Below are 23,875 nucleotides of genomic sequence, written 5' to 3' on the forward strand. Positions count from 1 at the left end.
CCGCATTAAATAAAAGTACGGCCATGAGGGTCGGTAACCGTTCTTTCCGCCAAGAGCCGCCGTCCAGGCGAAAGCGGTCAGTCGAACTAAGCGGCAAGTTGCTCCAGCAATTGGCCGATGAAAACGACCTTACTCTCGGGAGTATCGAAGCGGGCAAAAAATTTCAGTTTATCCGGGCCGTCCAGTTTGTAGGTTTGCGGTTGGGCTTGGATCAGACGAATCACCTGGGCCGGATCGACGGCCGGATTCGGATTGAATAATAGCCGGCCGTTTCCGGAGCCCGCTTCGATCTTGTGGACCCCGAGGGCTTCCGCTCTCAGTTTGAGTTCGGTGATCGCGAACAAGTTCTTGGTCTGCGGAGGCAGGAGTCCGAACCGGTCGATCATTTCCACCTGCAGCTTGCGCAAATCCTCTTCGTTCTTGGCATTGGCGATGCGCTTGTAGAGCACGAGACGGGTGTGAACGTCCGGCAGATAAGTGTCGGGAATGAGGGCTGGACACTGGAGGTCGATCTCGGGGCCGGCCTCGTGGGGAAGCATGTCGAGATCCAGCGATTTGCCCGATTTGAGTGCCGCCACAGCCCGTTCCAGCAACTCGGTATACAGGCTGAGACCGATTTCTTGAATCTGGCCGCTTTGTTCATCGCCCAACAACTCGCCGGCGCCGCGGATTTCGAGGTCATGGGAAGATAGCATGAACCCTGCTCCGAGTTCGCCCGTGGCCTCGATCGCCTCGAGCCGCTTGACCGCGTCGGCGGTCATCAAGGATTTCGGCGGTACCACCAGATAAGCGTAAGCGCGATGATGCGAGCGGCCGACCCGCCCTCGAATCTGGTGCAGCTGGGCGAGTCCCAGCAAATCGGCGCGGTGGATGATGATGGTGTTTGCCGTCGGAACGTCGATACCGCTTTCGATGATGGTGGTGCAAAGCAGTACGTTGAAACGCTGATGGTAAAAATCCAGCATGATCCGCTCCAGTTCCCGCTCCGCCATCTGCCCATGAGCGGTGCGGACACGGGCGACCGGCACCAGCTTCTCCAAGTCCCGCGCCGCTTTTTCCATGGTTTCGATCTTGTTGTGCAGGAAATAAACCTGCCCGCCGCGTTTGATTTCTCGGAGTATTGCTTCCTGAATCAGGGCATCGTCCCATTCGCTGACGAAGGTCTTGATGGCGTGCCGGTTAGGCGGCGGAGTGGCGATGATGGAAATATCCCGGAGCCCGGACATCGCCATATTGAGCGTGCGCGGAATCGGCGTCGCGGTCAGGGTGAGAAAATCCAGTTCGCTGCGGAGTTTCTTGAAATGCTCTTTCTGGGCGACGCCGAACCGGTGCTCCTCGTCGACGATCACCAGTCCCAGGTTCTTGAAGCGGACATCCTTTTGCAGAATCTTGTGGGTGCCGATGAGGATATCTATCGTGCCCTTCTCCAAGTCTTCGAGGAGCTGCTCCTGCTGTTTTTTGCCGACGAAGCGTGAAACCACCTCGACCCGAATCGGCCAGTCGGCAAAGCGGTCCCGGAAATTCTGAAAATGCTGCTGTGCCAATAGGGTCGTGGGCACCAGAACCGCCACCTGTCTGCCGTTTTGCGCCGCGATGAAAGCCGCTCGCATGGCTACTTCGGTCTTGCCGAAGCCGACATCGCCGCAGATGACTCTATCCATGGGGAGGGGCGCGGCCATGTCCTTGACGACGTCGAGGATGGCGTTCTCCTGATCGGGCGTTTCCTCGAAGGGAAAGCCGGCGGCGAAAGCGGCATATTCCTCGGTCACCGTTTTATAGGCGTGTCCCTCCTTGGCCGCTCGCTTGGCGTAAATATTCAGCAGTTCCGCCGCGATATCCCTTACCCTCTCGAGTGCCTTGCGCCTGGCCTTTTGCCACTGTTCCCCGCCCAGTTTGTGCAGGGGGGCGGTGTCAGGGCTGGCGCCGCTGTACCGGCTGATCAGGTGCAAAGAGGAAACCGGGACGTACAGCTTGTCGTTGTTTGCATACTCCAGTGCGAGGAACTCGGTTTCGATCCCGCCTACTGTCAGCTTGGTCAGGCCGAGATAGCGGCCGACGCCGTGATCCTGATGCACGACCGGTGAGCCGATATCCAGTTCCTCCAGGTTACGGAAGATCTGTTCGAGGTTGCGATCGGCTGCGGTCCGGCGCCGTCTCCGTTGTTGAGCCCTTTCTCCGGAAAGCTGAGTTTCGGTAATGATGGCCAACGGCGGATCGGTAAGCCAGAGGCCGTGGTCCATCGGCGCGACGACCAGGCAGGGGCTTTTCTCGGCGGCGAGAAATCCTTGCCAGTTTTCGACGACTTGCGGCTTTATGGCGTATTTCGCCAGAGTATCCAGCAGTGCTTCCCGATGACCCGCGGTTTCCGCGACGAACAAAATCCTGCCAGCCTTCTCGCTTAGGAAAGAGGACAATGCGACAGCCGGCTGCTTCAATTTCGGGTCTATCGCGACAGGGGGAAGCGGCCGGCAATCGTAGTCGACCGAATCGAATTTTTCGGTAGGACGCGCGGGAGAGGACGCAATCCAGATTCTGGGATGGACGGCAAGCCGTTCGGCCAGAATGCTGGGCGTCAGAAACAGCGATTCCGGCGGGAGTGGAGGGCGGTCGATATGCCCCGACCGGTGATCGTGCCGCTTTTCGACCTCTCGAAAGAAAACCTCGGCGGCATCGTCGATGGCACGGTGTAGAACGACCGCGGCCGTTTTCGGCAGATAGTCGAACAAGGTTTCGGTTTGGTCCACGAACAGCGGCAGATAGTACTCGATGCCGCCCGACGCGATGCCTTTGCTGACGTCCTGATACAAAGGATTGTTGATGGACGCCTCGGAAAAATGCGTTCGGAATGCCCGTCTAAACCGTTTGATCGCTTCCTCGTCGAAAGGAAACTCGCGAGCGGGAAATAAGCTGATTTCTCTGACTTTCTCCAGGGAACGTTGAGTCTCGGTATCGAAAGTCCTGATCGATTCCACTTCATCGTCGAAAAGCTCGATACGATACGGGACGGTACTGCCCATAGGGAAAAGATCGATGATCGATCCCCGTACCGCAAATTCCCCGTGTTGCAGAACTTGCGACACGCACTCGTATCCGACGCTTTCCAGTCTTTGCCGGGTCTCTTCTAGATTAAGCCGGCTGCCTACTTTTAGCGCAAAGGTGTTGGCCAATACATGCGAGCGCGGCGCCAACCGCTGCATCAAGGTGGCGACCGGAGTAATCAGTATTCCGTGTTCGATGCGCGCCAATTGGGCGAGCGTTTTCAGCCGTTCCGAGACGATTTCGGGCAGGGGAGAGAAAACGTCGTAAGGCAGGGTTTCCCAATCGGGAAAGTGGAGTACCGGCGCGCTTCCGTCCAGAAAAAACTCGATTTCGTGTTCGAGCCTCAGAGCGGTTTGCGTATCTTCGGTCACGATCAGATAGAGCCGTTTATCTTGCTTTACCGCCTGAGCCAAGGCCAGAGAATCGCCGCAGCCATTTAGGTTTTGCCAGACCATGGACGGGGCGTTGTAGCCCGGAACGGTCGGCGTGAACGGTGAAATGGCTCCGAACTGTTTTGCAGCTTGATTCATGGCTCTGAAGTGATGAATGTCGAACGAATAACTAAAGGGGTAGTGTCGCAGAAAAATCCGCTCTAGGCTCTCGTGCGACCGGGTTAGCGGTATTCGGATGTCTACCTATATATATACGGTCAAATTGTTGACAGGTAGGACCGGCATCGATACAGCCTGGTTCTTGGAATTCAATCGAAATAACGCCAATCTTCCGTTTTAACACGGGCACTGCGGAATCAGCGCTCATTGCTTCTATCTAATTGTCTAAAATATGAGCGATTTATTTTTTATATTTTTTTAATATACTAATTACGTCTTCACAAGGTTAACCTATATCTTGTTACGTCAATTTTATAATAGAGGTAGTTTATGAAGGGCAATTTAGCAGACCTTTCCGAAGCCGAACTGGCAAACATGATCGAAAACGCTCAGAAAGCGTTGAAAGAAAAGAAGGAAACTAAGCGCAAGGAAGTCATAAGCAAGATAAAGGAATTGGCTGCTTCGATCGGTGTTAATGTGGACATCACTGAAGGCACAAAGGTCTCCGGGAGAAAGGGCAGTAAAGTTCCGGTTAAATACCAAAACCCCAATAATCTGTCTCAAAAATGGACCGGCCGTGGTATGAAACCGAAATGGCTGCAAACGCTCATCGAGCAAGGCCATAAGCTGGAGGACTTTGAAGTGAAGTCCTGATCGAGAGCAAGATAAGGTCCCCGGCCGGACCGCCGGGTTCCACTGCAATTCTGCTATCGAGTGAACAGGATCGAAAGGATTTTGGCTCCTGAAACTTGGCTGCCGATGAATTCTTGTACCTGGTTTCGCGGCGATTTTGCTAATCCAGATAACGTTTAGTCAATCCGCCATACTCTTCGATCCGCCGGTCACGCAGGTACGGCCAGATTCGACGGACGTCCTCCGATCGGCGGCGGTTTATTTCAACCACCATAACCCGCTCTTCTTTCTCGTTGGCCTGACAAAGAATTTCCCCTTGGGGGCCGGCGACAAAACTATTTCCCCAGAACATGATGCCTCTGGTTTGACCGCTTGGATCAGGCTCGTGCCCGATGCGATTGCAGGAGATGACCGGTAGGCCATTGGCAACGGCGTGTGCCCGTTGAATGGTTATCCAGGCTTGCAATTGCCTTTGCTGTTCGTCGGCGTCGTCGTCCGGATTCCAGCCGATGGCCGTGGGGTACAGCAGCAGATCGGCACCCGCAAGGGCCATTAGCCGCGCGGCTTCCGGATACCATTGGTCCCAGCATACCAAGACTCCGAGTTTTCCCAATGAGGTGGTTATCGGTTTGAAACCTATATCACCGGGCGTGAAATAAAATTTTTCATAATATCCCGGATCATCGGGTATATGCATTTTTCGGTATTTACCCGCTAAACTGCCGTTTTTTTCCAGTACGACAGCCGTGTTGTGATATAGCCCCGGAGCGCGCCGTTCGAATAGCGAAGCTACGATGACTATTCCAAGCTCTTTAGCAAGTACGCCCAAGATTTCGGTGGTCGGTCCCGGTATGGGTTCGGCCAGATCGAAACGGCTGCAATCTTCCGTCTGGCAGAAATAAGGGCCGAGATGGAGTTCCGGCAGCAATACCAGTTTCGCACCCTGGGCCGCGCCATCTTTCACACCCTGAATCGATATCTTCAGATTGACATCCTTGTCCGCAGAGCCGCAGGCTTGTTGTACCAAACCTATTTTGATCGATTGTGTCATATCAGGTTACTCGAACTATTCTCGGAAACTGCATGGTCATGCAGTGCAGGCTGCCGTATTGTCGGATGAGCGGTATACAAGGTATGCCCACGATTTCGCGATCCGGAAAGGCATCGGCCAAACGCGCCACAGCTTCGGAGTCCGCCGGATCGTCATATACAGGGACTAGAACGGCTCCATTGATGATTAGAAAATTGGCGTAAGTCGCCGGCAATCGATCGCCTTCTTCGCTGAAAATCGGTTGCGGAATATTTAAAGGTATCAAGCGATAAGATTGACCCGAAAACGTGACGAAGGTTCGCAGTTGATTTTCCATCGCTTTGAATTCGTCGTATAGCGGATCGCCGGGATCGTTGCAGGCGGTGTAGGCGATCGTATCTGCCGAACAAAAGCGGGCCAGGGTATCGATATGGGCATCGGTATCGTCGCCCTCGGCATGGCCATGGTCGAGCCAAAGAATACGGTTGGCGCCGAGGCTGGTTTTCAGCCGATTGTCGATTTGTTCGCGCGTCAGTTCCGGATTGCGGTTGGGATTGAGCAGGCAGCGGCTGGTTGTCATGATCGTGCCTTCACCGTCCGATTCCACACTTCCGCCTTCTAATGTAAAGTCGACTCTATCCATCGGGATGTCGCCAAGCAATCCAGACGCGTGGAGGTGCTGAGCCAATCGGGCATCAGCCTCGTGCGGATATTTTCCGCCCCATCCGTTGAAGCGAAAGTCGATAAGCCTTACGCCTTGTTCGGTTGCTAGCGTGAGCGGCGCCGTATCCCGCACCCACACGTCGTCGTAAGACATCTGAGCGAACCGAACCCGGTCGAGATTCGCGGCGCATGCCGCCAACCGTTGATGGATATGCCTTTGATGGGCATCATCCCGGCAAATAATAATCACAGTTTCACGGCTAGCGATTTCGAGTGCGATCAGGTCGTATGTTTTTTCGACCGCATTTAGCCACGGCTCGAAATCGCCTTGAGAATAAGGCCAAGCGATCAAAACCGCTGATTGCTCCGCCCATTCGGGCACCAAAACGGATAAAAGTGATGATGTCACGGTCAGAATATCGGTTCCGGAAAAACCGATTATTGTACCGTAAAACATCCGTAGTAGCGGGGGCGCTCGGTTTGGTATACGGTAGCGGGGTATTAGGCACGGCCCAATACGTTATGCGGACAGCAACTCCGCTGGACAGCCGATAAAAATAATGGCGGCGAAAGGGTATTAATTCCGCACAAGAGCTTTTTTTCATAGAGAACACTATGGCATCGACTCTCCATCCCGAATCGAAAACTATCCGCCTTTCCGTCTCCGGCATGCGCTGCGCCGGGTGTGTCGAGGCCGTCGAGACCGCGCTGCGCTCGCTGCCCAATGTGTTTTCCGCCGATGTCAATTTTGCCGATCATTCCGCTCTGGTGCGAGGGAACGTGGACCCGGACGTCTTGCGCAAGGCCGTGCAGGATGCGGGTTACGATGCGGCGGTAATGGAGGGATTGGAAGATCCGGCCGAACAGGAGGCGCTGGAAACCGCCCGTTACCATACGCTGCTCAACAAGGCCGCCGTCGCCGGCGCGGTCGGCGCGCCTTTGATGCTGGTAGAGCACTTCGGATGGTTTCCTATGCTGGGGGAGCCGACCGCCCGCGGCGTGTGGCTGATCGTTTCCATGGTCACGTTGTGGGTTCTGTATTTCTCAGGCGGCCATTTCTTCAGGGGGGCGATCAAGAGTTTGCAGCATCGCCAGGCCAATATGGATACCCTGATCGCGCTCGGCACCGGCGCCGCCTGGTTCTACTCGACCATGGCCATTTTCTTTTCCGACAGCCTGCCGATGCTGGCGCGGCACGCCTACTTCGAAGCGGCGACCATCATTCTGGCGTTCATCAACCTGGGAAGCGCCCTGGAAATGCGCGCCCGCGGCAAAACGTCGTCCGCAATCCGTCAGTTGATCGGTCTTCAGCCGCGAACGGCACGCGTGTTGAGGGATGGTCAAGAGATCGATATTCCCATCGCGGAGGTTGGTCTGGATGAAACCTTGCGGGTGAGGCCGGGCGAAAAAATCCCGGTGGACGGCGTCGTCATCGAGGGTCATTCCAGCCTGGACGAATCCATGCTCACCGGCGAACCCATGCCGGTCGAGAAAACCGTGGGAGACGAAGTCGTCGCCGGCACGCTCAATCAGTCTGGAACGCTGCTGTTCAAGGCAACCCGGATCGGGCGCGACACCGTATTGGCGCAAATCATCGCCAGCGTTCGAAAGGCGCAGGCGAGCAAGCCGGAAATCGCCCGCCTCGTGGACCGTGTTGCTTCCGTGTTCGTTCCGGCAGTCGTGGCGGTTTCGCTGCTGACCTTCCTGGTTTGGTGGACGGCCGGGCCGGCCCCGGCGCTCGGCTACGCCTTCGTCACGGCCATGACGGTGCTGGTAATCGCCTGTCCCTGCGCCTTGGGGCTGGCTACGCCGATATCCATCATGGTGGCGGTCGGAAAGGCGGCGCAGAAGGGCATCCTCATCCGCAACGGCGACGCGCTTCAATCGGCGGGGAAACTGACCTGCATCGTGCTGGACAAAACCGGAACGGTGACCGAGGGCAAACCGCGTCTGGTTCGAATCGAGACCTCTCAGGATTGGACCGAGGAACAGGTACTCCAATGGGCGGCGAGTCTCGAAACCGGGTCCGAGCATCCCCTGGCCGCGGCGATTCTGGCGGCGGCCGCCGAGAAGAACGGCACTCTCCTGCCGGTTACGGGATTCGCGGCGGTTGCGGGTCATGGCGTTTCGGGTCTCATCGAAAACCGTGCCGTACTGTTGGGTAATTTGACCTTGATGGCCGAACAGGGAATCGATTGCGGACGTTTCGCCGAACGCTTGACCGAGTTGGCTAGCGAGGGGCAAACCCCCGTCCTGTTGGCGGTCGACAGAACCGTGGTCGGGCTGCTTTCGGTGGCCGATCCGATCAAGGCGGATTCCAAGCAAGCCGTTGCGCGATTGAGATCCATGGGCGTACGGGTGCTCATGGTAACCGGCGACAACGAGGTCACGGCCAAGGCGATTGCCGCCGAGGCCGGCATCGACGAGGTACGCGCGCAGGTGCTTCCCCAGGATAAGGCTGCTGTCGTGAAAGCCTTGCAGGAGGCCGGGGAGATCGTAGGCATGGTAGGCGATGGCATCAACGATGCACCGGCCTTGGCCCAGTCCAACGTGGGGCTGGCGATCGGCACCGGCACCGATGTCGCCATAGAAAGCGGCGACGTGGTGATCATGGGCGGTTCGCTCCTGAAAGTAGCCGAGGCCATGGAGCTGTCGCGGGCCACGGTGCGCAACATCAAGCAGAATCTGTTCGGAGCCTTTATCTACAACACGCTTGCTATTCCGATCGCCGCCGGTTTTCTCTATCCGGTTTTCGGAATCCTGCTCAATCCCATGATCGCCGGCGCAGCCATGGCGATGTCCTCGGTGACGGTGGTGAGCAATGCCAACCGCTTGCGGTATTTTTGACGGACCGGGCCCGCTCGCTTCTATAGCAATGGTGGTAGAATTCTCCGGTTTTTCGGCACGGTTTTAGCTGAAGCGGAGGTAAGTTAATCAATGGCAGGTCATAGCAAGTGGGCCAACATCCAACATCGCAAGGGCGCTCAAGACGCCAAGCGCGGCAAGCTGTTCACCAAGCTGATTCGGGAGATCACCGTGTCGGCCCGGAACGGAGGCGGCGATCCCGCGAATAACCCGCGCCTTAGGGCGGCGATGGACAAGGCCCTCACCGCCAATATGTCCAAGGACACCATCGAACGGGCCATCAAGAAAGGTACCGGTGCTGGCGAAGGCGACAATTACGAGGAAGTGCGCTACGAGGGCTACGGCCCCGGCGGCATTGCGGTAATGGTGGATTGCCTGACCGACAACCGCAATCGCACGGTTTCGGAAGTGCGCCATGCCTTCACCAAGGCGGGCGGCAACTTGGGCACCGACGGCTCCGTGGCCTATTTGTTTTCGAAGACCGGCATCATCAGTTATCCGGCGAGCGTCGAAGAGGACCGGGTGATGGAGGCCGCGCTCGAAGCCGGCGCGGACGATGTGATCAGCAACGGCGACGGTTCGATCGATGTGCTGGTCGCTCCGGATCAGTTCGAGACGGTGCGCGATACGCTCGCGCAAGCCGGGCTCGCGCCAGAGAGCGCCGAGGTGACTATGCGAGCCAGCACCAGCGTGGCCTTGGACAAGGACGACGCGGAGAAGATGATCCGCCTTCTGGAGCGTCTGGAAGATTTGGACGACGTACAAAATGTTTATTCCAATGCTGATATCAGCGAGGACATCCTCGCCCAGATCGGATAAAGAGGCGATGTGACGGTCGTTTTGGGACTGGACCCGGGGTCACGCCGTACCGGCTACGGCGTCGTTCGCGATAGCGATAAAGGACCCGTCTTGATTGCCTGTGGGTGTATTCGCACGGAAACGGATCATTTTCCCGAACGCCTCAAGCAAATCTATGACGGGGTCTATAAAATCGCGCTCGAATTCCGGCCCGACGAACTGGCCATCGAGCAAGTGTTCATGCACAAGAATGCCGATTCGGCTCTGAAGCTCGGGCAGGCCAGGGGAGCCGCCATCTGCGGGGGCCTTGCGGCGGGATTGCCGGTTCATGAATATGCCGCGCGGCAGGTGAAGCAGGCCCTGGTCGGAAAAGGCAGTGCGGACAAGCTGCAAGTCCAGCACATGGTGCGTTTCCTGCTCAAATTTTCTTCGCCGCTGCAATTGGACGCCAGTGATGCTTTGGGCGTGGCCTTGTGCCATATCCACCACCGGCAGACCTTGCGGCGTCTGCGGCTGGCCGGAGTTGTGATGCGATGATCGGATTTTTGCGCGGTTTGGTGGTCGCCAAAAAGCCGCCTTCTCTTTTGTTGGACGTGCGCGGCGTCGGGTACGAGATCGACGCGCCGATGTCGACCTTCTACAAGCTGCCGGAGATCGGCGAAGAGGTGACGCTGTACACCCATCTGGCGATCCGCGAGGACGCCCACAGCCTGTTCGGATTCGTATCCGAGGCGGAGCGCGCCCTGTTCCGCAGCCTGATCCGTGTCAGCGGCGTCGGTGCGAAGCTCGCCCTGGCGATTCTGTCGGGTTTGAGCGCCGAAGAGTTCCACCGTTGCGTGGAAGCGCAGGACGCCGCCCGTCTGGTGCGCTTGCCGGGGGTCGGCAAGAAAACCGCGGAACGCTTGATCATCGAAATGCGGGACCGTCTGCCCGAGCTGCCCACGGTTCATCTGCCCGGCGCGGGAACCCTGCCGGCACCGGCGGCGAGTCCGGTGGACGATGCGGTCAGCGCATTGATCGCTTTAGGATTCAAGCCGCAGGATGCCAACAGCCTGGTGCGGAAGGTTCCGGTCGACGGCAAGAGCAGCGAGGAGATCATTCGTTCAGCCTTGCAGTCCGCGGCGAAGTAAAAACCGGCTGAACTTTGATACGATAGAATCCGAGCAGCCATGGCGAATCCAGCGATTAAACCCGCGACCTACGAAGACATTCTCGCCCTTCCGCCCAATTTGGTGGGAGAAATCGTTTACGGGCGCCTGATCACCCATCCCCGTCCGGCGCCGCGTCATGCGCGGGCGTCATCGAATCTCGGGGTTCGGATCGGCGGTCCTTTCGATTTGGGTGATGGCGGCCCCGGAGGCTGGTGGATTTTGGACGAGCCGGAGCTTCATCTCGGTGGGCACGTCCTGGTGCCGGACCTGGCCGGATGGCGACGGGAGCGAATGCCCCGCTTGCCCGATGCCGCCTGGTTCGAATGCGTACCGGACTGGGTTTGCGAAGTGCTGTCGCCGTCTACGGCCCGCGACGACCGCGCCGAAAAGCTGCCGCTCTACGGCTCCCTGGGCGTAGCTCATGCCTGGCTGGTCGACCCTGACACGCGGGTTCTCGAGGCTTACGAAAACCAGCAGGGGCGCTGGTTGCTGGTACAGACCCATGCCGGCGACAGCCGGGTTTCCGTTCCGCCTTTCGAAGCCGTCGAATGGGCGTTGGGGGAACTGTGGGCGGAGTAATTGCCGCTCAAAATAGACCGTATTTATAACTATGCCTACCCACCGTCTCATCAATCCCGCCGGCTCCCCGGACGAAGACGCAGTCGACCGCGCCATACGTCCGCGCCGTCTGGACGACTACATCGGCCAGGCGGCCATGCGCGAGCAGATGGCGATCTTCATTCAAGCGGCCCTGGCGCGACGCGAAGCTTTGGATCATGTTCTGATTTTCGGTCCGCCGGGACTCGGCAAAACAACCCTGGCCAACATCATCGCCAACGAGATGGGCGTCAGCCTACGCCAGACCTCGGGGCCGGTTCTGGAAAAGGCGGGGGATTTGGCGGCTTTGCTGACCAATCTGGAGCCGCGCGACGTTCTTTTCATCGACGAGATCCATCGCTTGAGCCCGATGGTGGAGGAGGTTCTCTACCCGGCGATGGAGGATTACCAGATCGACATCATGATCGGCGAAGGTCCGGCTGCGCGTTCGATCAAGCTGGATATCCCGCCGTTTACCCTGGTGGGTGCGACTACCCGGGCCGGACTTTTGACTTCGCCCTTGCGTGACCGATTCGGGATCGTCCACCGCCTGGAGTTCTACACGCCGGAGGAATTGACCCGGATCGTCACCCGCTCGGCGAAAATCCTCGGCGTTGAAATGAGCCCCGAAGGTGCCCGCGAAATCGCGCGCCGGTCGCGCGGAACGCCGCGCATCGCCAACCGGCTGTTGCGGCGAGTTCGCGATTTCGCCGAAGTCATGGCGGACGGAAGAGTCACCGTCGAGGTGGCCGGCAAGGCGCTGGAAATGCTGAACGTCGACCATAACGGCTTCGACCAGCTCGATCGCAAGCTGCTCCGCACCATGATCGAGAAATTCGAGGGCGGTCCGGTAGGGCTAGACAACATAGCCGCCGCGATCAGCGAAGAGCGCGGCACCATAGAGGACGTTCTGGAGCCTTACTTGATTCAGCAAGGCTTCATCATGCGCACGCCGAGGGGGAGGGTTGCGACGCGCACGGCTTACCTTCATTTCGGTCTGGAGCCGCCGAAGGCGCTCAATGTGAACGAGGAGCTCTTTTAGTTGGGGGATATTTCCGAACAAAGCGGGTTTCGCTGGCCCGTCCGCGTATATTACGAAGACACCGATGCCGGCGGCGTGGTTTATCACGCCAGCTATCTCAGATTTTTCGAGCGGGCAAGGACCGAGTTTTTGCGTTCGTTGGGTTTCGAGCAGGATGACCTTCGGACCCGACATGGGATCTTGTTCGCCGTTCGCTCGATGCAGATCGACTACGTGAAAGCGGCACGGTTCAACGAGATGCTCTGGGTGTCTGCCGAAGTGGAGCAGTTGAAGTCGGCGAGCTTGACGTTCAAACAACTGGCGGTACGGCAAGATAACGAACTCGTGTGCGAGGCGCGGGTGCGCGTCGTCTGTCTCGTCGCCGAAACCTTCCGGCCCACGGCCATTCCTGATTTTTTATTGCAACGGTTAAAAAATGACCTCTGAACTCTCCATATTCAAGTTAATCACCGAAGCGAGCCCGGTGGTCCAGATCGTTATGCTCATTCTGGTTTTGGCATCGGTTATTTCATGGACCTTCATTTTTTCGAAATACAAGGAGATCAGGCGCGCCGAGGAGACTTCGGAGGAGTTCGAAGAACGCTTCTGGTCGGGGATAGATCTTGCCGATCTCTACCGCCAATTGACCCGAGAGGATCTGGGGACGGAAGGGCTCGAAAATATCTTCATGGCCGGATTCAAGGAATTCGCGCGGCTGCGGCAACAGCCGAACATCGGTCCCGATGCGGTGATGGAGGGAACGCAGAGGGTGATGCGCGTGGCCCTGAACCGCGAATTGGAGAGCCTGGACGAGCGCTTGCCGTTTCTCGCCACGGTCGGTTCCACGAGTCCCTACGTCGGACTGTTCGGTACCGTGTGGGGCATCATGAACTCGTTCCGGTCGCTCGGCAGCGTCAAGCAGGCGACCCTGGCCATGGTGGCGCCCGGCATTTCCGAAGCGCTGGTGGCGACTGCCATGGGCTTGTTCGCCGCGATTCCGGCGGTCATGGCCTATAACCGCTATTCGACCGATATCGGGCGGCTGGCCAATCGGTACGAAGCGTTCACCGAAGAATTCCTGAGCTTATTGCATCGTCAGGCGCACGCAAAATGAACGTATCATCCGGGGGAAGCGGGCGCGGCCGTCGCCGCAGGCCCATGGCCGAAATCAATGTCGTTCCTTATATCGACGTCTCTTTGGTGCTCTTGATCATTTTTATGGTGACGGCGCCGCTGCTTCAAACCGGGGTGGACGTGGATCTTCCCCAAGCCGAGGCCAGAACCGTCGATCCGCAGCAGGATCTGCCCATCATCGTATCGATCAATGCCGAAGGCCGCTTGTTCGTGGATGCCGGCAATCAGGAGGACGTCGAGGTCGATTCCGACGCGCTTACCGCCAGAGTCATGGATGCTCTCCAGAAAAAACCGGGGCTCTCGGTCTTGATTCGGGGCGACAAGACCGTGGATTACGGCAAAGTCGTGATGGTCATGGCCTCGCTCAAAAACGCGGGCGTACCGAGCGTCGGATTGATGACGGGCCCGGCCGAGGACGAATGAGTCGTTCCCATTCCAAACGCTACCGTGGTCCGTTCGGGCTATCGGTGGCGCTACACGCTGTTCTGATCCTTCTTTTTGCGGTTCAGTTCGATTCCGTCACGCCGGTCGCGCAGCCGCCCCAGCCGGAAATCATTCAGGCGACAGCGGTCGACGAATTCCAGATCGAGCGGGGACGGCAAGCCAGGCGGCGCGAGGAGCAGGCCCGTCAGGAAAAGCTGGAAGAGGAGCGGCGCGTCCAAGAAGAGGCCGAACGCCGGGAGCAGGCCGAAGCCCAAGAATTGAAGCGCAAACAGGACGAAGATGCCAAGCGGCAAGCCGAACTGGAAGCTCAGCGCAAAGCCGAGGCGGAGGAAAGAAAACGCCTGGAGGAGGCCAAGCGCCTCGCCGACCAGAAGCGTAAGGCCGACGAATCCAGGCAAGCTGAGCTGGAAGCCAAGCGCAAGGCGGAAGAACAGGCGTTGCGCAAAGCGGAGGCGGAAGCGAAGAAACGCCAGGAGGAAGATCGCCGTCAGGCCGAGCTCGAAGCCAGACGCCGGGCTGAAGAGGAGGCGAGGCGAAAGGCCGAAGTCGAAGCTAAACAAAAAGCCGAGGCTGAGGCCAAGCGTCAAGCGGAGGCCGAGGCAAAACAGAAGGCGGAGTTGGAAGCCAAGCAGAAGGCGGAAGCCGAGGCGAAACGGAAAGCGGAGCTCGAAGCCAAACAGAAAGCCGAAGCGGAAGCGAAACGGAAGACCGAGTTGGAAGCCAAACGGAAAGTCGAAGCCGACGCGAAGCGAAAAGCCGAGCTGGAAGCCAGACAAAAGGCGGAAGCCGAGGCAAAACGGAAAGCCGAGTTGGATGCCAAGCAAAAGGCTGAAGCGCAACGCAAAGCTGAACTGGAAGCCAAACTCAAGGCCGAAGCGGAAGCGAAGCGGAAGGCCGAATTGGAGGCCAAACAAAAGGCGGAAGCCGAGGCGAAACGGAAAGCTGCCGAATTGGAAGCTAGACAGAAAGCGGAGGCCGAAGCAAAACGGAAAGCGGAGCTCGAAGCCAAACAGAAAGCCGAAGCGGAAGCGAAGCGAAAAGCCGAGCTGGAGGCAAAGCGGAAAGCCGAAGAAGAAGCGCGCCGGAAGGCCGAAGCCGAGGCGAAACGGAAGGCCGAGGAAGAGGCCCGCCGGCTACAGGCGGAGCGCGAATTGGCATTGCGCGAGCAGCTCGAGGAAGAACACCGAGCCGCGATGGAACAGCAAGCCAAGAAAGCGGCGAGCGACTGGGCGAATACGTACATCAAGCCGAAAGTTACGCGCTCATGGCTTCGTCCGCCGTCCGCCAAGAGCGGGCTGTCCTGTATAATTCAAGTCCGCTTGCTGCCGGGCGGTGAGGTGGCTGATGTCCAAGTGGTCAGCAGTAGCGGCGACTCCACGTTCGACCGATCCGCCGAGGCTGCCGTGCGCAAAGCATCGCCTTTGCCATGGCCTTCTGACCCGAAGGTGGCGGAACAACTTCGAGCATTTAAGTTCACATTCAAGCCCGAATAATTCTTGTCCAGGTGTTTGATGAATAGACGATTTCGCAGCGTTTTCTTTTTGAGCGTCTTTCTCACGCTCTTCAGTGGTTGGGCGCGCTCCGAGCTAAACGTGGAAATTACTCAGGGCGTCGAAGGCGCCATGCCGATCGCCGTGGTGCCTTTCGGTCAGCAGATTTTGCCGGGCGACAACATCGGCAGCATCATCGCGGCTGATCTCGCACGTAGCGGACGCTTCAAACCTTTGCCGGAAAGCGAAATGCTGGAAACGCCGACGTCGCCGGAGCAGGTTCGATTCCGCACCTGGCAAGTGTTGGGGCAGGATCATCTGGTCATAGGGCGGGTACAGCCCGGTGCCGGCAGCCAGTACGAGGCCGAGTTTTTCCTGTACGACTCGATAAAAGGTACGCTGCTGACCAGCGCCAGAATCCCGTTCAATGCGCCGGAGACGCGCCGCACCGCGCACCGTATCGCCGACGTCATTTATCAGCAGTTGACCGGCGAGCCCGGCGCGTTCGCTACTCGCGTGGCGTACGTAACCGTGACCGGCAGCGGCCCTCGCGATCGGCAGTACCGTCTCCAAATCGCCGATACCGACGGGTATAACCCGCAAACCATCATCAGCTCGGTCGAACCGATCATGTCCCCGGCCTGGTCGCCGGACGGCAAGCGGATCGCTTACGTGTCGTTCGAGAACAAGACCTCGGCCATCTTCATCCAGACCCTTGCGACGGGCGAACGTCAGAAGGTGTCCGACGCGCCCGGCATCAACGGGGCGCCGGCCTGGTCTCCGGATGGCTCTCAATTGGCTATGACCCTCTCCAAGGATGGCAACCCTGATGTTTACGTGATGAATTTGGCGTCCCGCTCTTTGCGCCGAATTACGGATCATATCGGCATCGATACCGAGCCGAACTGGTCGCGGGATGGCGGGAGCATCGTATTCACGTCGGATCGAGGCGGGAAACCGCAGCTCTATCTCGTGTCTTCCTCCGGGGGGCCGGCGCAGCGCTTGACCTACGAGGGAGAATACAATGCGCGCGGAGTGTTCTCGCCCGACGGACGCAGCATTGCGATGGTCCACGGCAATGGCGGCGATTACCGGATCGCCGTGATGGATTTGCAGACCCGTACATTGCGCGTGCTAACCAAGGGGCGTCTGGACGAATCGCCGGGTTTTGCGCCTAACGGGAGCATGATTCTTTACGCCTCGAAGAGCGGCGGAGTAGGGCAGTTGGCAGCCGTTTCGATAGACGGCAGGGTTCAGCAGAGCCTTCGTATCGACAGCGGACAAGTGCGCGAGCCGGCGTGGTCCCCGTAAGGCGGCGTTGGCGGGTTTCGTGAGAAGGGCGGAAGCTTAGAAAAAACAGTAGGTCGATTTTTATCTTGCTAGTGGGGAAAACAGATGAAACTTGTCAAGACTGCATTGGTTGTCGCTATGATGTCTCTTGTCCTTAACGGTTGTAGCTCGAAAGGCGGCGTGCAAGAGGAGGCCGGCGCCGAAGCGGGCATGGAGGGCGGGCCCGGCGGCCCGCAGATCAGCAAGTACGGCGAAGGCACGGATGGCGGCGCATACGGTCCGGGCGGCGCCGGTTACGGTCCGGGTGCGGGCGGGACCGGCGATCCGATGCTGGATGATCCGTCCAGTCCGTTGTCCAAGCGAGTCATCTACTTTATGTACGATAGCTACGAAGTGCTGCCGGAGTATCAGCAGGTCGTCAGTGCTCATGCGAATTATCTGGCTTCCCATCCGGAGCGCAACATCATTCTGGAAGGACATGCGGACGAGCGGGGCTCTCCCGAGTACAACATCGCGTTGGGCGAGCAGCGGGCCAAGGCCGTAGCCAAGATGATGCAGTTCCAGGGCGCTAATGATGGCCAGGTCCAAGTGGTCAGCTTCGGCGAGGAAAAACCTGCCGTATCGGGTCACGACGAATCGGTTTGGCAGCAGAATCGTCGGGTGGAAATTTCCTATTCGGGACGTTAACCGTATGCATCTAAAAAAGCCGGTTTTCACATTGCTGTTTTTGGGATCGCTGCATGCGACGATTTCGAGTGCCCAGCAGTACGACCAGATATACGATCGAAGGTACGATCAAAATCAAACCGGCTACGGGGTGGCTACCCTCGAGGAGCGCGTCTCTCAGTTGGAGAGGCGTCTCTCGGGAAACACCTTGATCGAAATGTTCAATCGGATGGAGCAGTTGCAGGCTGAAGTCCTCAAGCTCCGCGGGGAAAACGAGGAGCTTGCCCATCAGCTCGAAGAGCTGAAAAACCAGCAACAGGCTATGTATACGGACTTGGACCAGCGTATGCAGCAGTTGTCCGCCGGCGGTTCCGCTGCGCCGCAGGCGCCCCTCGATCAGTCCGCTTCGCCCGATGGCGCGGCCCCGACGGAAGCGACCGCGTCTCAGGCACCGGCGCCACAAGCGCCCGTTTCGCCTGGCGATCCGGGAAATCGCCAGGCGGCCTATCAAAAGGCTTTCAATACATTGAAAGAAGGAAAATATCCGGAAGCGGTCAAGGAATTCAAAAACTTCATCGCGGCCTATCCGACCGGCGAATACGCGGACAATGCGCACTACTGGCTTGCGGAAGCGTATTATGTCAGCCGCGATTTCAATACTTCGCGCGACATTTTCCGGAAACTGATCAAGGACTTTCCACAGAGCAGCAAAGTGCCGGACGCTCTGTTGAAAATCGGTTTCATCGAGTACGAAATCGGCCAGAAGGCGAACGCGAAGGAACTGCTGACCGAGGTCGTCAAGCGTTATCCCGATTCCAGCGCCGCAAAGATGGCGGAGAAACGGCTGGATAAGCTACGGCAAGAAGCAAAGCGCTGATTTTTGGCAGCGCCTGATTAGTGAATCAACTTCGAGTAACCGAAATCTTCTACTCCCTGCAAGGGGAGTCCCGCACCGTTGGATTGCCGACGGTCTTCGTCCGTTTGACGGGATGTCCGCTGCGTTGCGTGTATTGCGACACGGCTTACGCCTTTACCGGCGGCCAAAAGATGTCCATCAACGAAATCGTGGCTGAAGTTGGGACCTACCATCCGGGTTATGTGACCGTCACAGGGGGCGAGCCGTTGGCGCAGCGCGGGTGTCTCGTCTTGCTGGATGCGCTGGTCGAGAAAGGCTATGAGGTTTCGCTGGAAACCAGCGGGGCTCTGGACGTGTCGGACGTCAACCCGAAAGTCGTCAAGGTTCTGGACCTCAAGACGCCTTCGTCCTGCGAAGAGTCGAGGAATCTCTATCGCAACCTGAACTATCTCGATCGGAAGGATCAGCTCAAGTTCGTCATCATGAACGAGGCCGATTATCAATGGGCAAAGGCCAAGATGGATGAATACGGCTTGTCGGATCGTTGCGAAGTGCTCTTCTCGCCGGCCATGGGCGCGCAAGATCCAGCGGAACTCGCCGACAAGATTTTGCGCGACCGTTTGCCGGTTCGTTTCCAAGTACAGCTACACAAGATCCTCTGGGGCGACACACCCGGACGGTGATGACGATGATGAAAAAAGCGGTTGTTTTGCTCTCCGGCGGACTCGATTCGGCGACGACTCTGGTTATCGCGAAGTCGCAAGGATACGAGTGTTACGCCCTCAGTTTCGATTACGGACAGCGCCATGGCGCGGAGCTCCATGCCGCCCGGCGCGTGGCGCAGAGCTGCGGCGCGATCGAGCACAAGATTATCCGAATAGGTCTCGGCGAGTTCGGCGGCTCGGCGCTCACCGACACCCGCATCGCCGTGCCGGAGACTCCGCAGGAAGGCATTCCGGTCACTTACGTACCTGCGCGGAATACCGTCTTTCTCGCATTCGCCCTCGGCTGGGCGGAAGTCTTGGGCAGCGCGGACATTTTCATAGGCGTGAATGCCGTCGACTATTCCGGCTACCCTGATTGCCGGCCGCAGTATATCGAGGCTTTCGAGCGCCTGGCGAACTTGGCGACCAAGGCCGGTGTCGAGGGGAAGCATTTCAAGGTACATGCGCCGTTGATCACGCTCAAAAAGGCCGAAATCATCCGCATCGGGACAGATTTGGGCATCGATTATGCTTTAACGGTGTCATGTTATTCGGCCGACGATGAAGGGCGAGCCTGCGGTTCGTGCGACTCGTGTCGATTCCGAAAAATCGGTTTTGCCGAAGCCGGTATTTCAGATCCCACGCGCTATAAATCCTAAAGATCGAATGGTTCGGCTTCCGCTATTTGCCCGGCATTTTGCCGCTGAGCGAATAGGCGAAAGCGATCACTTCGGCCACCGCAAGATAGAGTTCCCGCGGAATTTCATTGCCCAGCGGGACCTTGGCCAACACGTTCGCCAAACCCTCGTCCGCGTGCAGCGGAATATTGTGTTGCCGCGCCCGCTCTATGATCTGCTCCGCGACCGCACCTTTGCCCTTTGCGGTCACGCGCGGGGTGCTCTCTCCGTCGTAATGCAGGGCGACGGCGATATCGGGAGGATTGACCAGCCGGGTCATGCGCGGATATCCAGGATCGGCGGGGAGGGATTTTCGGAGCGCGGCGAATCGGGCGGTCGATCCAGCGCCGTCAGTTGACCTACGGCTAGCCCTGCGCCATGCAGTCGCGCTCTAAGACGTTCGCACTGCTCGCGGATGAGGTCGGATGTCGTTGCCGTGTCGCTCCACAAATAGGTGTCGATCCGGTCGCCCTTCAAGACGACGCGCGCACAGAACGTCCCGAGCCCCGGCGGGTGCAATTCCAGCGTAAGCGACCAAGAGTCGGGACTCTCCGCGCTGCCGGGCTTCGCATCCTTGGTTATCAGCAGTTTTGCCGCGTCCTTATGCTGTCCATCGGTAAAAGGGATTTCCAATTGCCAAACGGATGGCGCGGCATCGTTCCTGGGCAGTGACGCAAGCTGATCCATGACCACCCTGGCGATTGCGGCTTCGACTTTTTGCGCGATACGTTCGGCTCCGCGTTCATTCCCCTGCACGAGTTCGTTCTGTTCGTCCGGTGACGGAAGAGTCTTGCGGCGTGCGGTGGATAATTCGTGCTCCGGGGTGCGCGGCGTCGCGAGCTGCGAGTCTCCAGGCAGTTTCGGTGAATCCTTTTCGCCGCGCTCCGCAGTTCGCGCGATTCGCTCATCCGCGAGCGCGATATCTTCGGATGTGCCGGCGTCTTCGAAACGAAACTCGGTTAGTTCCGCTTGCTCTTCGGCATCGGCGCTGAACGGTCGGGTTTGAATCTCTCCTCCGTCCGCCGTAGTGCGGGGCGTATCGGGGATAGCGTCCGCACTGGTCCGAAGCACCTTCAGCCTATCGAGAACTCGGAGCAGTTGCGCTTTGAAATCCGAATCGGCGAATTCGGCCGACGAATCGGCATTGTCGGCGAGCTTCGCTTCAAGAAATATCCCCGAGTTCAATAAACCTTTTTCCAAGCCCTCGGGTGTCGCCAACTCGGATTTTTTCGGGATCGAGGCCAACAGCTTTTCTAAAGCTTGTGTGATCGGGACGGGCAACGGGGACGTTTGTCTGGCCTGCGCGACTAGGCGGTGGAGTTCCTGGATCACATCGGCGAGCGGTTCCTGTTTCGGCAAGAACAGGCGTAAAGCCTGCTGAACCGTCGATTCCGGCACATCGGCGCCGGAATCGCGCGGCACGATGCGAAGCTCGGGCGTGGTGCCGAGCTTGACCACCTCGAGTTCGAGTATCTGCCCCGGCTGGAGGTTCGCGCTGCTGTTTGCCGTAAGAGTGCGGCCGCCGGCGTCGAGTCGGAGAAGGAAGCTGTTGTCCTTGAGTTGTGTCTCAACGACCGCTCGAAGAATGTCCCCGAGCTTTAGCGGCTGCGCCCCGGCTTGAAGCAGGGGAGTCGTCGGGACGAGGACAGACAGCCGGATTTCCATTTGTGTCAACGTGTAAGCATTTGCTGAATCTGCAAAATTTCTTCCTTGGCAAGACCGAGCACGTCTTTGCTCAAATCCGTCGCCGCTTGTCCCTCCATGAGTTTGCGATAAGCCGGAATTTCATCCATGCGGGGGTATTTGTGGATCTGCAGCGTGCCGACGAAGCTGTGGAGCTGGGACAGAATGACCAGATCCGTATAATCCGGAGCGCCGGGGTGATCGCGAAACCAATTTTCGGCGTGGACCGTCACATCTTCGAAATCCGGAGGAAAATTCCACTTCCGTAAGATCATCGCGCCTACGGGGGCGCGCAAGGTTTGTATCGCCTGGTCGAGATGGCGGGGATCGGCGATCAATTCCGGATGCCGATCGGCGAAGGTGAGCACGGGAACGGTGCCGATATCGTGAACCAGCGCAGCCAGCATCGCCCGATCGGGATCGAACCCCCTGGTCTTATGGGCGAGCACGGCACAGATGGCGGCGACGTAGCTGCTGTGCGCCCACAGTTCATGCATCCGTTTCCGGATCTGGGACGACTTGGCGATAAACACCGCTTTCAAGGAAAACGTGGTGATCAAGTGCTGCGCCGCCTTGAGCCCGAGTCGCGTCAGAGCCTCGGGGCAGCTCTCTATTTTCTTGCGGCCGTGATAAAGCGGACTGTTGGCGATATGAATCAGCCGTGCGGTAATGGCCGGATCGATTTGAACGACCCGCGCGATCTTCGAATTATTCGCCCGGTCGTCGTTGATGGCCTTGCGTATCTTGAGGGAAATGTCGGGGAGCGTGGGCAGCACCAGTTTCTTCGCCCGCATTTCCTGGTAGCAAAGCTGCAATAATGGGTTTTGAAGAGTATCTGCCGTCTCGAGAGTCATTACGAATGGAATGCGTTCGTTGGATCGCCGATGACACTGAATCCGGGAAAAACAATAAGGATAGCCTGGTTCCGGTCCCTCGGTAACATCCCTCGATCTTCGCGATAAAGGAATACACCGGATTTTGGTATTATTAGCGTTCCTCCACCCTCTAGTCACTGAGGGCCGACGGCAAAAGTCGGCAACTCTAAGTACATTCCGTAAATATTTGCGGAATCTCGACAGATTGGTGGGGTTGTCCTGCAGGTTGCCTATGCCGCAAGACTTCCCTGAATGTACTTAGTCTTTTTTCAGGATTATTCGAATGACCATACGCACCCGATTTGCTCCCAGCCCTACGGGTTACTTGCACGTTGGCGGCGCGCGCACGGCGCTTTTCTCCTGGCTTTACGCACGCAAGCACGGCGGCACCTTTATCCTGCGCATCGAGGATACGGACTTGGAGCGTTCCACGGTCGACGCGGTCAATGCGATTCTGGAGGGTATGACCTGGCTCGGGCTGGAATACGACGAAGGACCGTTTTATCAAACCCATCGGTTCGAGCGTTATAAAGCCATTGCCCAGCAATTGCTGAACGAAGGCAAGGCCTATCATTGCTACTGCACTAGGGAAGAGTTGGATAACCTCCGTGCCGAACAACTGGCACGCAAGGAAAAGCCCCGCTACGACGGCCGTTGCCGCCATCGTACCGAGCCCCGCGAAGGCGTTCAGCCGGTGATGCGGTTTCGCAATCCGGACGACGGCGAAGTCGTCATCAAAGATCTCGTGCGTGGCCAAGTCATTGTGAAGAACAGTGAATTGGACGATCTCATCATTCTCCGCTCGGACGGTACCCCCACCTACAACTTCACGGTGGTGGTCGACGACCTCGACATGCAGATCACCCATGTCATCCGCGGCGACGACCATCTCAACAACACGCCGCGCCAGATCAACATTCTGAAGGCTTTGGGCGCGCCGCTGCCGAAATACGCTCACGTGCCGATGATCTTAGGGCCAGATGGAGCCAAGCTATCGAAACGCCATGGAGCGGTCAGCGTCATGCAATACCGCGACGACGGCTATTTGCCCGAGGCGCTCATCAATTATCTGGTGCGCCTCGGCTGGTCCCATGGCGATCAGGAGATCTTTTCGGTGGACGAAATGATCGAGCTGTTCGATGTTAACGACATCAATCATTCGGCCTCGGCGTTCAATCCGGAAAAACTGTTGTGGCTGAATCATCACTACATCATGCACAGCGATCCCTTGCATGTCGCGCATCATCTGCGCTGGCATCTGGGACAACTGGACATCGATCCCACTCGGGGGCCCGATCCCGTCAGGGTGGTCGAAGCGCAGCGCGAGCGGTGCAAGACCCTGGTCGATATGGCGAAGGCGAGCGTCTTCTTTTACAAAGAGTTCGAAGCGTACGACGAGAAGGCCGCCAGCAAGAACCTGACCGCCGATAATCTCGGGGCGCTGCAAGCGCTGGAAACAAAACTCTGGGCGCTGGGTAACTGGAGCCGAGAGGCGATTCACCAGGTGGTCGTGGAGACGGCGGAAACGCTTGGAGTGAAGATGGGCAGCGTCGCTCAGCCGCTTCGGGTCGCCGTATCGGGAACGACGGTATCGCCTCCCATCGACCTCACCCTGGAGTTGTTGGGAAAAGATACGACGCTCTCCAGGGTCGGCCGAGCCATCGCCTATATCAATAAAAAAGCCTAGACAAACGCGAAGTCTTTCTTT

General features: G+C 58.0%; 23 protein-coding genes. 17 read left to right on the plus strand and 6 right to left on the minus strand.

Going from position 1 to position 23,875, the window contains the following annotated elements:
- Window positions 1-86: 86 nt before the first annotated feature.
- On the minus strand, window positions 87-3,569 hold the full coding sequence (mfd, locus tag ACR2TX_RS13185) for a transcription-repair coupling factor (RefSeq protein ID WP_077728961.1): 3,483 nt from the start codon (window positions 3,567-3,569) through the stop codon (window positions 87-89).
- A 351-nt stretch (window positions 3,570-3,920) separates the two neighbouring features.
- On the opposite strand from mfd, the gene ACR2TX_RS13190 reads away from it, so the two are divergent.
- Complete coding sequence (locus ACR2TX_RS13190; RefSeq protein WP_077728962.1) at window positions 3,921-4,244, plus strand: H-NS family nucleoid-associated regulatory protein; 324 nt, start codon at window positions 3,921-3,923, stop codon at window positions 4,242-4,244.
- Between the two features lie 139 nt (window positions 4,245-4,383).
- Here the strand turns inward: ACR2TX_RS13190 and ACR2TX_RS13195 are convergent, their stop codons facing one another.
- Together ACR2TX_RS13195 and ACR2TX_RS13200 are read right to left on the minus strand one after the other, a co-directional pair.
- A complete protein-coding gene (locus tag ACR2TX_RS13195; RefSeq protein ID WP_077728963.1) occupies window positions 4,384-5,274 on the minus strand; it encodes a carbon-nitrogen hydrolase in 891 nt (296 codons plus the stop codon).
- A gap of 1 nt (window position 5,275) precedes the next feature.
- Window positions 5,276-6,325 (minus strand): agmatine deiminase family protein, encoded by a 1,050-nt coding sequence (locus ACR2TX_RS13200; RefSeq protein WP_434132373.1) that lies wholly within the window; start codon window positions 6,323-6,325, stop codon window positions 5,276-5,278.
- Window positions 6,326-6,531: 206 nt separating this feature from the next.
- Between ACR2TX_RS13200 and ACR2TX_RS13205 the strand changes: the two genes are divergently transcribed.
- The 15 genes from ACR2TX_RS13205 (at window position 6,532) to queC (ending at window position 19,591) form a co-directional block, all read left to right on the plus strand.
- On the plus strand, window positions 6,532-8,763 hold the full coding sequence (locus ACR2TX_RS13205) for a heavy metal translocating P-type ATPase (protein ID WP_240502425.1): 2,232 nt from the start codon (window positions 6,532-6,534) through the stop codon (window positions 8,761-8,763).
- Window positions 8,764-8,853: 90 nt separating this feature from the next.
- Window positions 8,854-9,600 carry a YebC/PmpR family DNA-binding transcriptional regulator gene (locus ACR2TX_RS13210; RefSeq protein ID WP_077728966.1) on the plus strand — a complete coding sequence of 249 codons (747 nt, stop codon included), beginning with the start codon at window positions 8,854-8,856 and terminating at the stop codon, window positions 9,598-9,600.
- A gap of 9 nt (window positions 9,601-9,609) precedes the next feature.
- The gene (ruvC, locus tag ACR2TX_RS13215) at window positions 9,610-10,116 is read left to right on the plus strand and encodes a crossover junction endodeoxyribonuclease RuvC (RefSeq protein WP_077728967.1); all 507 of its coding nucleotides are present in this window, start codon (window positions 9,610-9,612) and stop codon (window positions 10,114-10,116) included.
- Window positions 10,113-10,709 (plus strand): Holliday junction branch migration protein RuvA, encoded by a 597-nt coding sequence (gene ruvA / locus ACR2TX_RS13220; protein ID WP_077728968.1) that lies wholly within the window; start codon window positions 10,113-10,115, stop codon window positions 10,707-10,709. The genes ruvC and ruvA overlap by 4 nt, the downstream gene beginning before the upstream one ends.
- Before the next feature lie 39 nt (window positions 10,710-10,748).
- Window positions 10,749-11,309, plus strand: coding sequence for a Uma2 family endonuclease (locus tag ACR2TX_RS13225; RefSeq protein WP_077728969.1), 561 nt, complete (start codon window positions 10,749-10,751; stop codon window positions 11,307-11,309).
- A gap of 31 nt (window positions 11,310-11,340) precedes the next feature.
- Window positions 11,341-12,369, plus strand: a complete 1,029-nt coding sequence (ruvB, locus tag ACR2TX_RS13230) for a Holliday junction branch migration DNA helicase RuvB (RefSeq protein ID WP_077728970.1) — start codon at window positions 11,341-11,343, stop codon at window positions 12,367-12,369.
- On the plus strand, window positions 12,370-12,795 hold the full coding sequence (gene ybgC / locus ACR2TX_RS13235) for a tol-pal system-associated acyl-CoA thioesterase (protein ID WP_077728971.1): 426 nt from the start codon (window positions 12,370-12,372) through the stop codon (window positions 12,793-12,795).
- Window positions 12,785-13,462, plus strand: coding sequence for a protein TolQ (gene tolQ, locus ACR2TX_RS13240; protein WP_077728972.1), 678 nt, complete (start codon window positions 12,785-12,787; stop codon window positions 13,460-13,462). The genes ybgC and tolQ overlap by 11 nt, the downstream gene beginning before the upstream one ends.
- Window positions 13,459-13,905 carry a protein TolR gene (gene tolR, locus ACR2TX_RS13245; RefSeq protein WP_077728973.1) on the plus strand — a complete coding sequence of 149 codons (447 nt, stop codon included), beginning with the start codon at window positions 13,459-13,461 and terminating at the stop codon, window positions 13,903-13,905. The genes tolQ and tolR overlap by 4 nt, the downstream gene beginning before the upstream one ends.
- Window positions 13,902-15,419 (plus strand): cell envelope integrity protein TolA, encoded by a 1,518-nt coding sequence (gene tolA, locus ACR2TX_RS13250; RefSeq protein WP_077728974.1) that lies wholly within the window; start codon window positions 13,902-13,904, stop codon window positions 15,417-15,419. Before tolR ends, tolA begins: the two co-directional genes overlap by 4 nt.
- Before the next feature lie 18 nt (window positions 15,420-15,437).
- Window positions 15,438-16,727 (plus strand): Tol-Pal system beta propeller repeat protein TolB, encoded by a 1,290-nt coding sequence (gene tolB / locus ACR2TX_RS13255; protein WP_077728975.1) that lies wholly within the window; start codon window positions 15,438-15,440, stop codon window positions 16,725-16,727.
- 84 nt (window positions 16,728-16,811) lie between these two features.
- Window positions 16,812-17,393: a peptidoglycan-associated lipoprotein Pal gene (gene pal, locus ACR2TX_RS13260; protein ID WP_077728976.1), complete on the plus strand. Its 582-nt coding sequence runs from the start codon at window positions 16,812-16,814 to the stop codon at window positions 17,391-17,393.
- A 4-nt stretch (window positions 17,394-17,397) separates the two neighbouring features.
- Window positions 17,398-18,249: a tol-pal system protein YbgF gene (ybgF, locus tag ACR2TX_RS13265; RefSeq protein WP_077728977.1), complete on the plus strand. Its 852-nt coding sequence runs from the start codon at window positions 17,398-17,400 to the stop codon at window positions 18,247-18,249.
- A gap of 20 nt (window positions 18,250-18,269) precedes the next feature.
- A complete protein-coding gene (queE, locus tag ACR2TX_RS13270; protein WP_077728978.1) occupies window positions 18,270-18,911 on the plus strand; it encodes a 7-carboxy-7-deazaguanine synthase QueE in 642 nt (213 codons plus the stop codon).
- A gap of 8 nt (window positions 18,912-18,919) precedes the next feature.
- Window positions 18,920-19,591, plus strand: coding sequence for a 7-cyano-7-deazaguanine synthase QueC (queC, locus tag ACR2TX_RS13275; protein ID WP_077729114.1), 672 nt, complete (start codon window positions 18,920-18,922; stop codon window positions 19,589-19,591).
- Between the two features lie 22 nt (window positions 19,592-19,613).
- Here queC and ACR2TX_RS13280 read toward each other — a convergent pair whose 3' ends face one another.
- Genes ACR2TX_RS13280 through ACR2TX_RS13290 form a run of 3 tightly spaced genes read right to left on the minus strand, consistent with a single transcriptional unit; the run spans window position 19,614 to window position 22,146 of the window.
- A complete protein-coding gene (locus ACR2TX_RS13280; RefSeq protein ID WP_077728979.1) occupies window positions 19,614-19,889 on the minus strand; it encodes an EscU/YscU/HrcU family type III secretion system export apparatus switch protein in 276 nt (91 codons plus the stop codon).
- Entirely contained in the window at window positions 19,886-21,274 is a 1,389-nt protein-coding gene (locus ACR2TX_RS13285; RefSeq protein WP_434132379.1) for a flagellar hook-length control protein FliK, read from the minus strand. The genes ACR2TX_RS13280 and ACR2TX_RS13285 overlap by 4 nt, the downstream gene beginning before the upstream one ends.
- 5 nt (window positions 21,275-21,279) lie before the next feature.
- Entirely contained in the window at window positions 21,280-22,146 is an 867-nt protein-coding gene (locus ACR2TX_RS13290; protein ID WP_077728981.1) for an HDOD domain-containing protein, read from the minus strand.
- A gap of 304 nt (window positions 22,147-22,450) precedes the next feature.
- Between ACR2TX_RS13290 and gltX the strand changes: the two genes are divergently transcribed.
- Window positions 22,451-23,854, plus strand: coding sequence for a glutamate--tRNA ligase (gene gltX, locus ACR2TX_RS13295; RefSeq protein WP_434129794.1), 1,404 nt, complete (start codon window positions 22,451-22,453; stop codon window positions 23,852-23,854).
- The last annotated feature ends 21 nt before the right edge of the window (window positions 23,855-23,875 follow it).

Origin of the sequence: Methylocaldum sp. GT1BB (assembly GCF_051027545.1) — a bacterium.
In the GTDB taxonomy this organism is placed as follows: Bacteria; Pseudomonadota; Gammaproteobacteria; order Methylococcales; family Methylococcaceae; genus Methylocaldum.

Excerpts from the sequence above, each read along its gene's own strand:
- ACR2TX_RS13285 (WP_434132379.1), bottom strand. The coding sequence starts at position 21,274 with ATGGAAATCCGGCTGTCTGTCCTCGTCCCGACGACTCCCCTGCTTCAA.
- queC (WP_077729114.1), top strand. The coding sequence starts at position 18,920 with ATGAAAAAAGCGGTTGTTTTGCTCTCCGGCGGACTCGATTCGGCGACG.
- tolR (WP_077728973.1), top strand. The coding sequence starts at position 13,459 with ATGAACGTATCATCCGGGGGAAGCGGGCGCGGCCGTCGCCGCAGGCCC.
- ACR2TX_RS13195 (WP_077728963.1), bottom strand. The coding sequence starts at position 5,274 with ATGACACAATCGATCAAAATAGGTTTGGTACAACAAGCCTGCGGCTCT.
- gltX (WP_434129794.1), top strand. The coding sequence starts at position 22,451 with ATGACCATACGCACCCGATTTGCTCCCAGCCCTACGGGTTACTTGCAC.
- tolB (WP_077728975.1), top strand. The coding sequence starts at position 15,438 with ATGAATAGACGATTTCGCAGCGTTTTCTTTTTGAGCGTCTTTCTCACG.
- ACR2TX_RS13280 (WP_077728979.1), bottom strand. The coding sequence starts at position 19,889 with ATGACCCGGCTGGTCAATCCTCCCGATATCGCCGTCGCCCTGCATTAC.
- pal (WP_077728976.1), top strand. The coding sequence starts at position 16,812 with ATGAAACTTGTCAAGACTGCATTGGTTGTCGCTATGATGTCTCTTGTC.
- tolQ (WP_077728972.1), top strand. The coding sequence starts at position 12,785 with ATGACCTCTGAACTCTCCATATTCAAGTTAATCACCGAAGCGAGCCCG.
- ruvB (WP_077728970.1), top strand. The coding sequence starts at position 11,341 with ATGCCTACCCACCGTCTCATCAATCCCGCCGGCTCCCCGGACGAAGAC.
- tolA (WP_077728974.1), top strand. The coding sequence starts at position 13,902 with ATGAGTCGTTCCCATTCCAAACGCTACCGTGGTCCGTTCGGGCTATCG.
- mfd (WP_077728961.1), bottom strand. The coding sequence starts at position 3,569 with ATGAATCAAGCTGCAAAACAGTTCGGAGCCATTTCACCGTTCACGCCG.
- ybgF (WP_077728977.1), top strand. The coding sequence starts at position 17,398 with ATGCATCTAAAAAAGCCGGTTTTCACATTGCTGTTTTTGGGATCGCTG.
- ACR2TX_RS13190 (WP_077728962.1), top strand. The coding sequence starts at position 3,921 with ATGAAGGGCAATTTAGCAGACCTTTCCGAAGCCGAACTGGCAAACATG.
- ACR2TX_RS13205 (WP_240502425.1), top strand. The coding sequence starts at position 6,532 with ATGGCATCGACTCTCCATCCCGAATCGAAAACTATCCGCCTTTCCGTC.
- ACR2TX_RS13210 (WP_077728966.1), top strand. The coding sequence starts at position 8,854 with ATGGCAGGTCATAGCAAGTGGGCCAACATCCAACATCGCAAGGGCGCT.
- ACR2TX_RS13290 (WP_077728981.1), bottom strand. The coding sequence starts at position 22,146 with ATGACTCTCGAGACGGCAGATACTCTTCAAAACCCATTATTGCAGCTT.
- ACR2TX_RS13225 (WP_077728969.1), top strand. The coding sequence starts at position 10,749 with ATGGCGAATCCAGCGATTAAACCCGCGACCTACGAAGACATTCTCGCC.
- ruvA (WP_077728968.1), top strand. The coding sequence starts at position 10,113 with ATGATCGGATTTTTGCGCGGTTTGGTGGTCGCCAAAAAGCCGCCTTCT.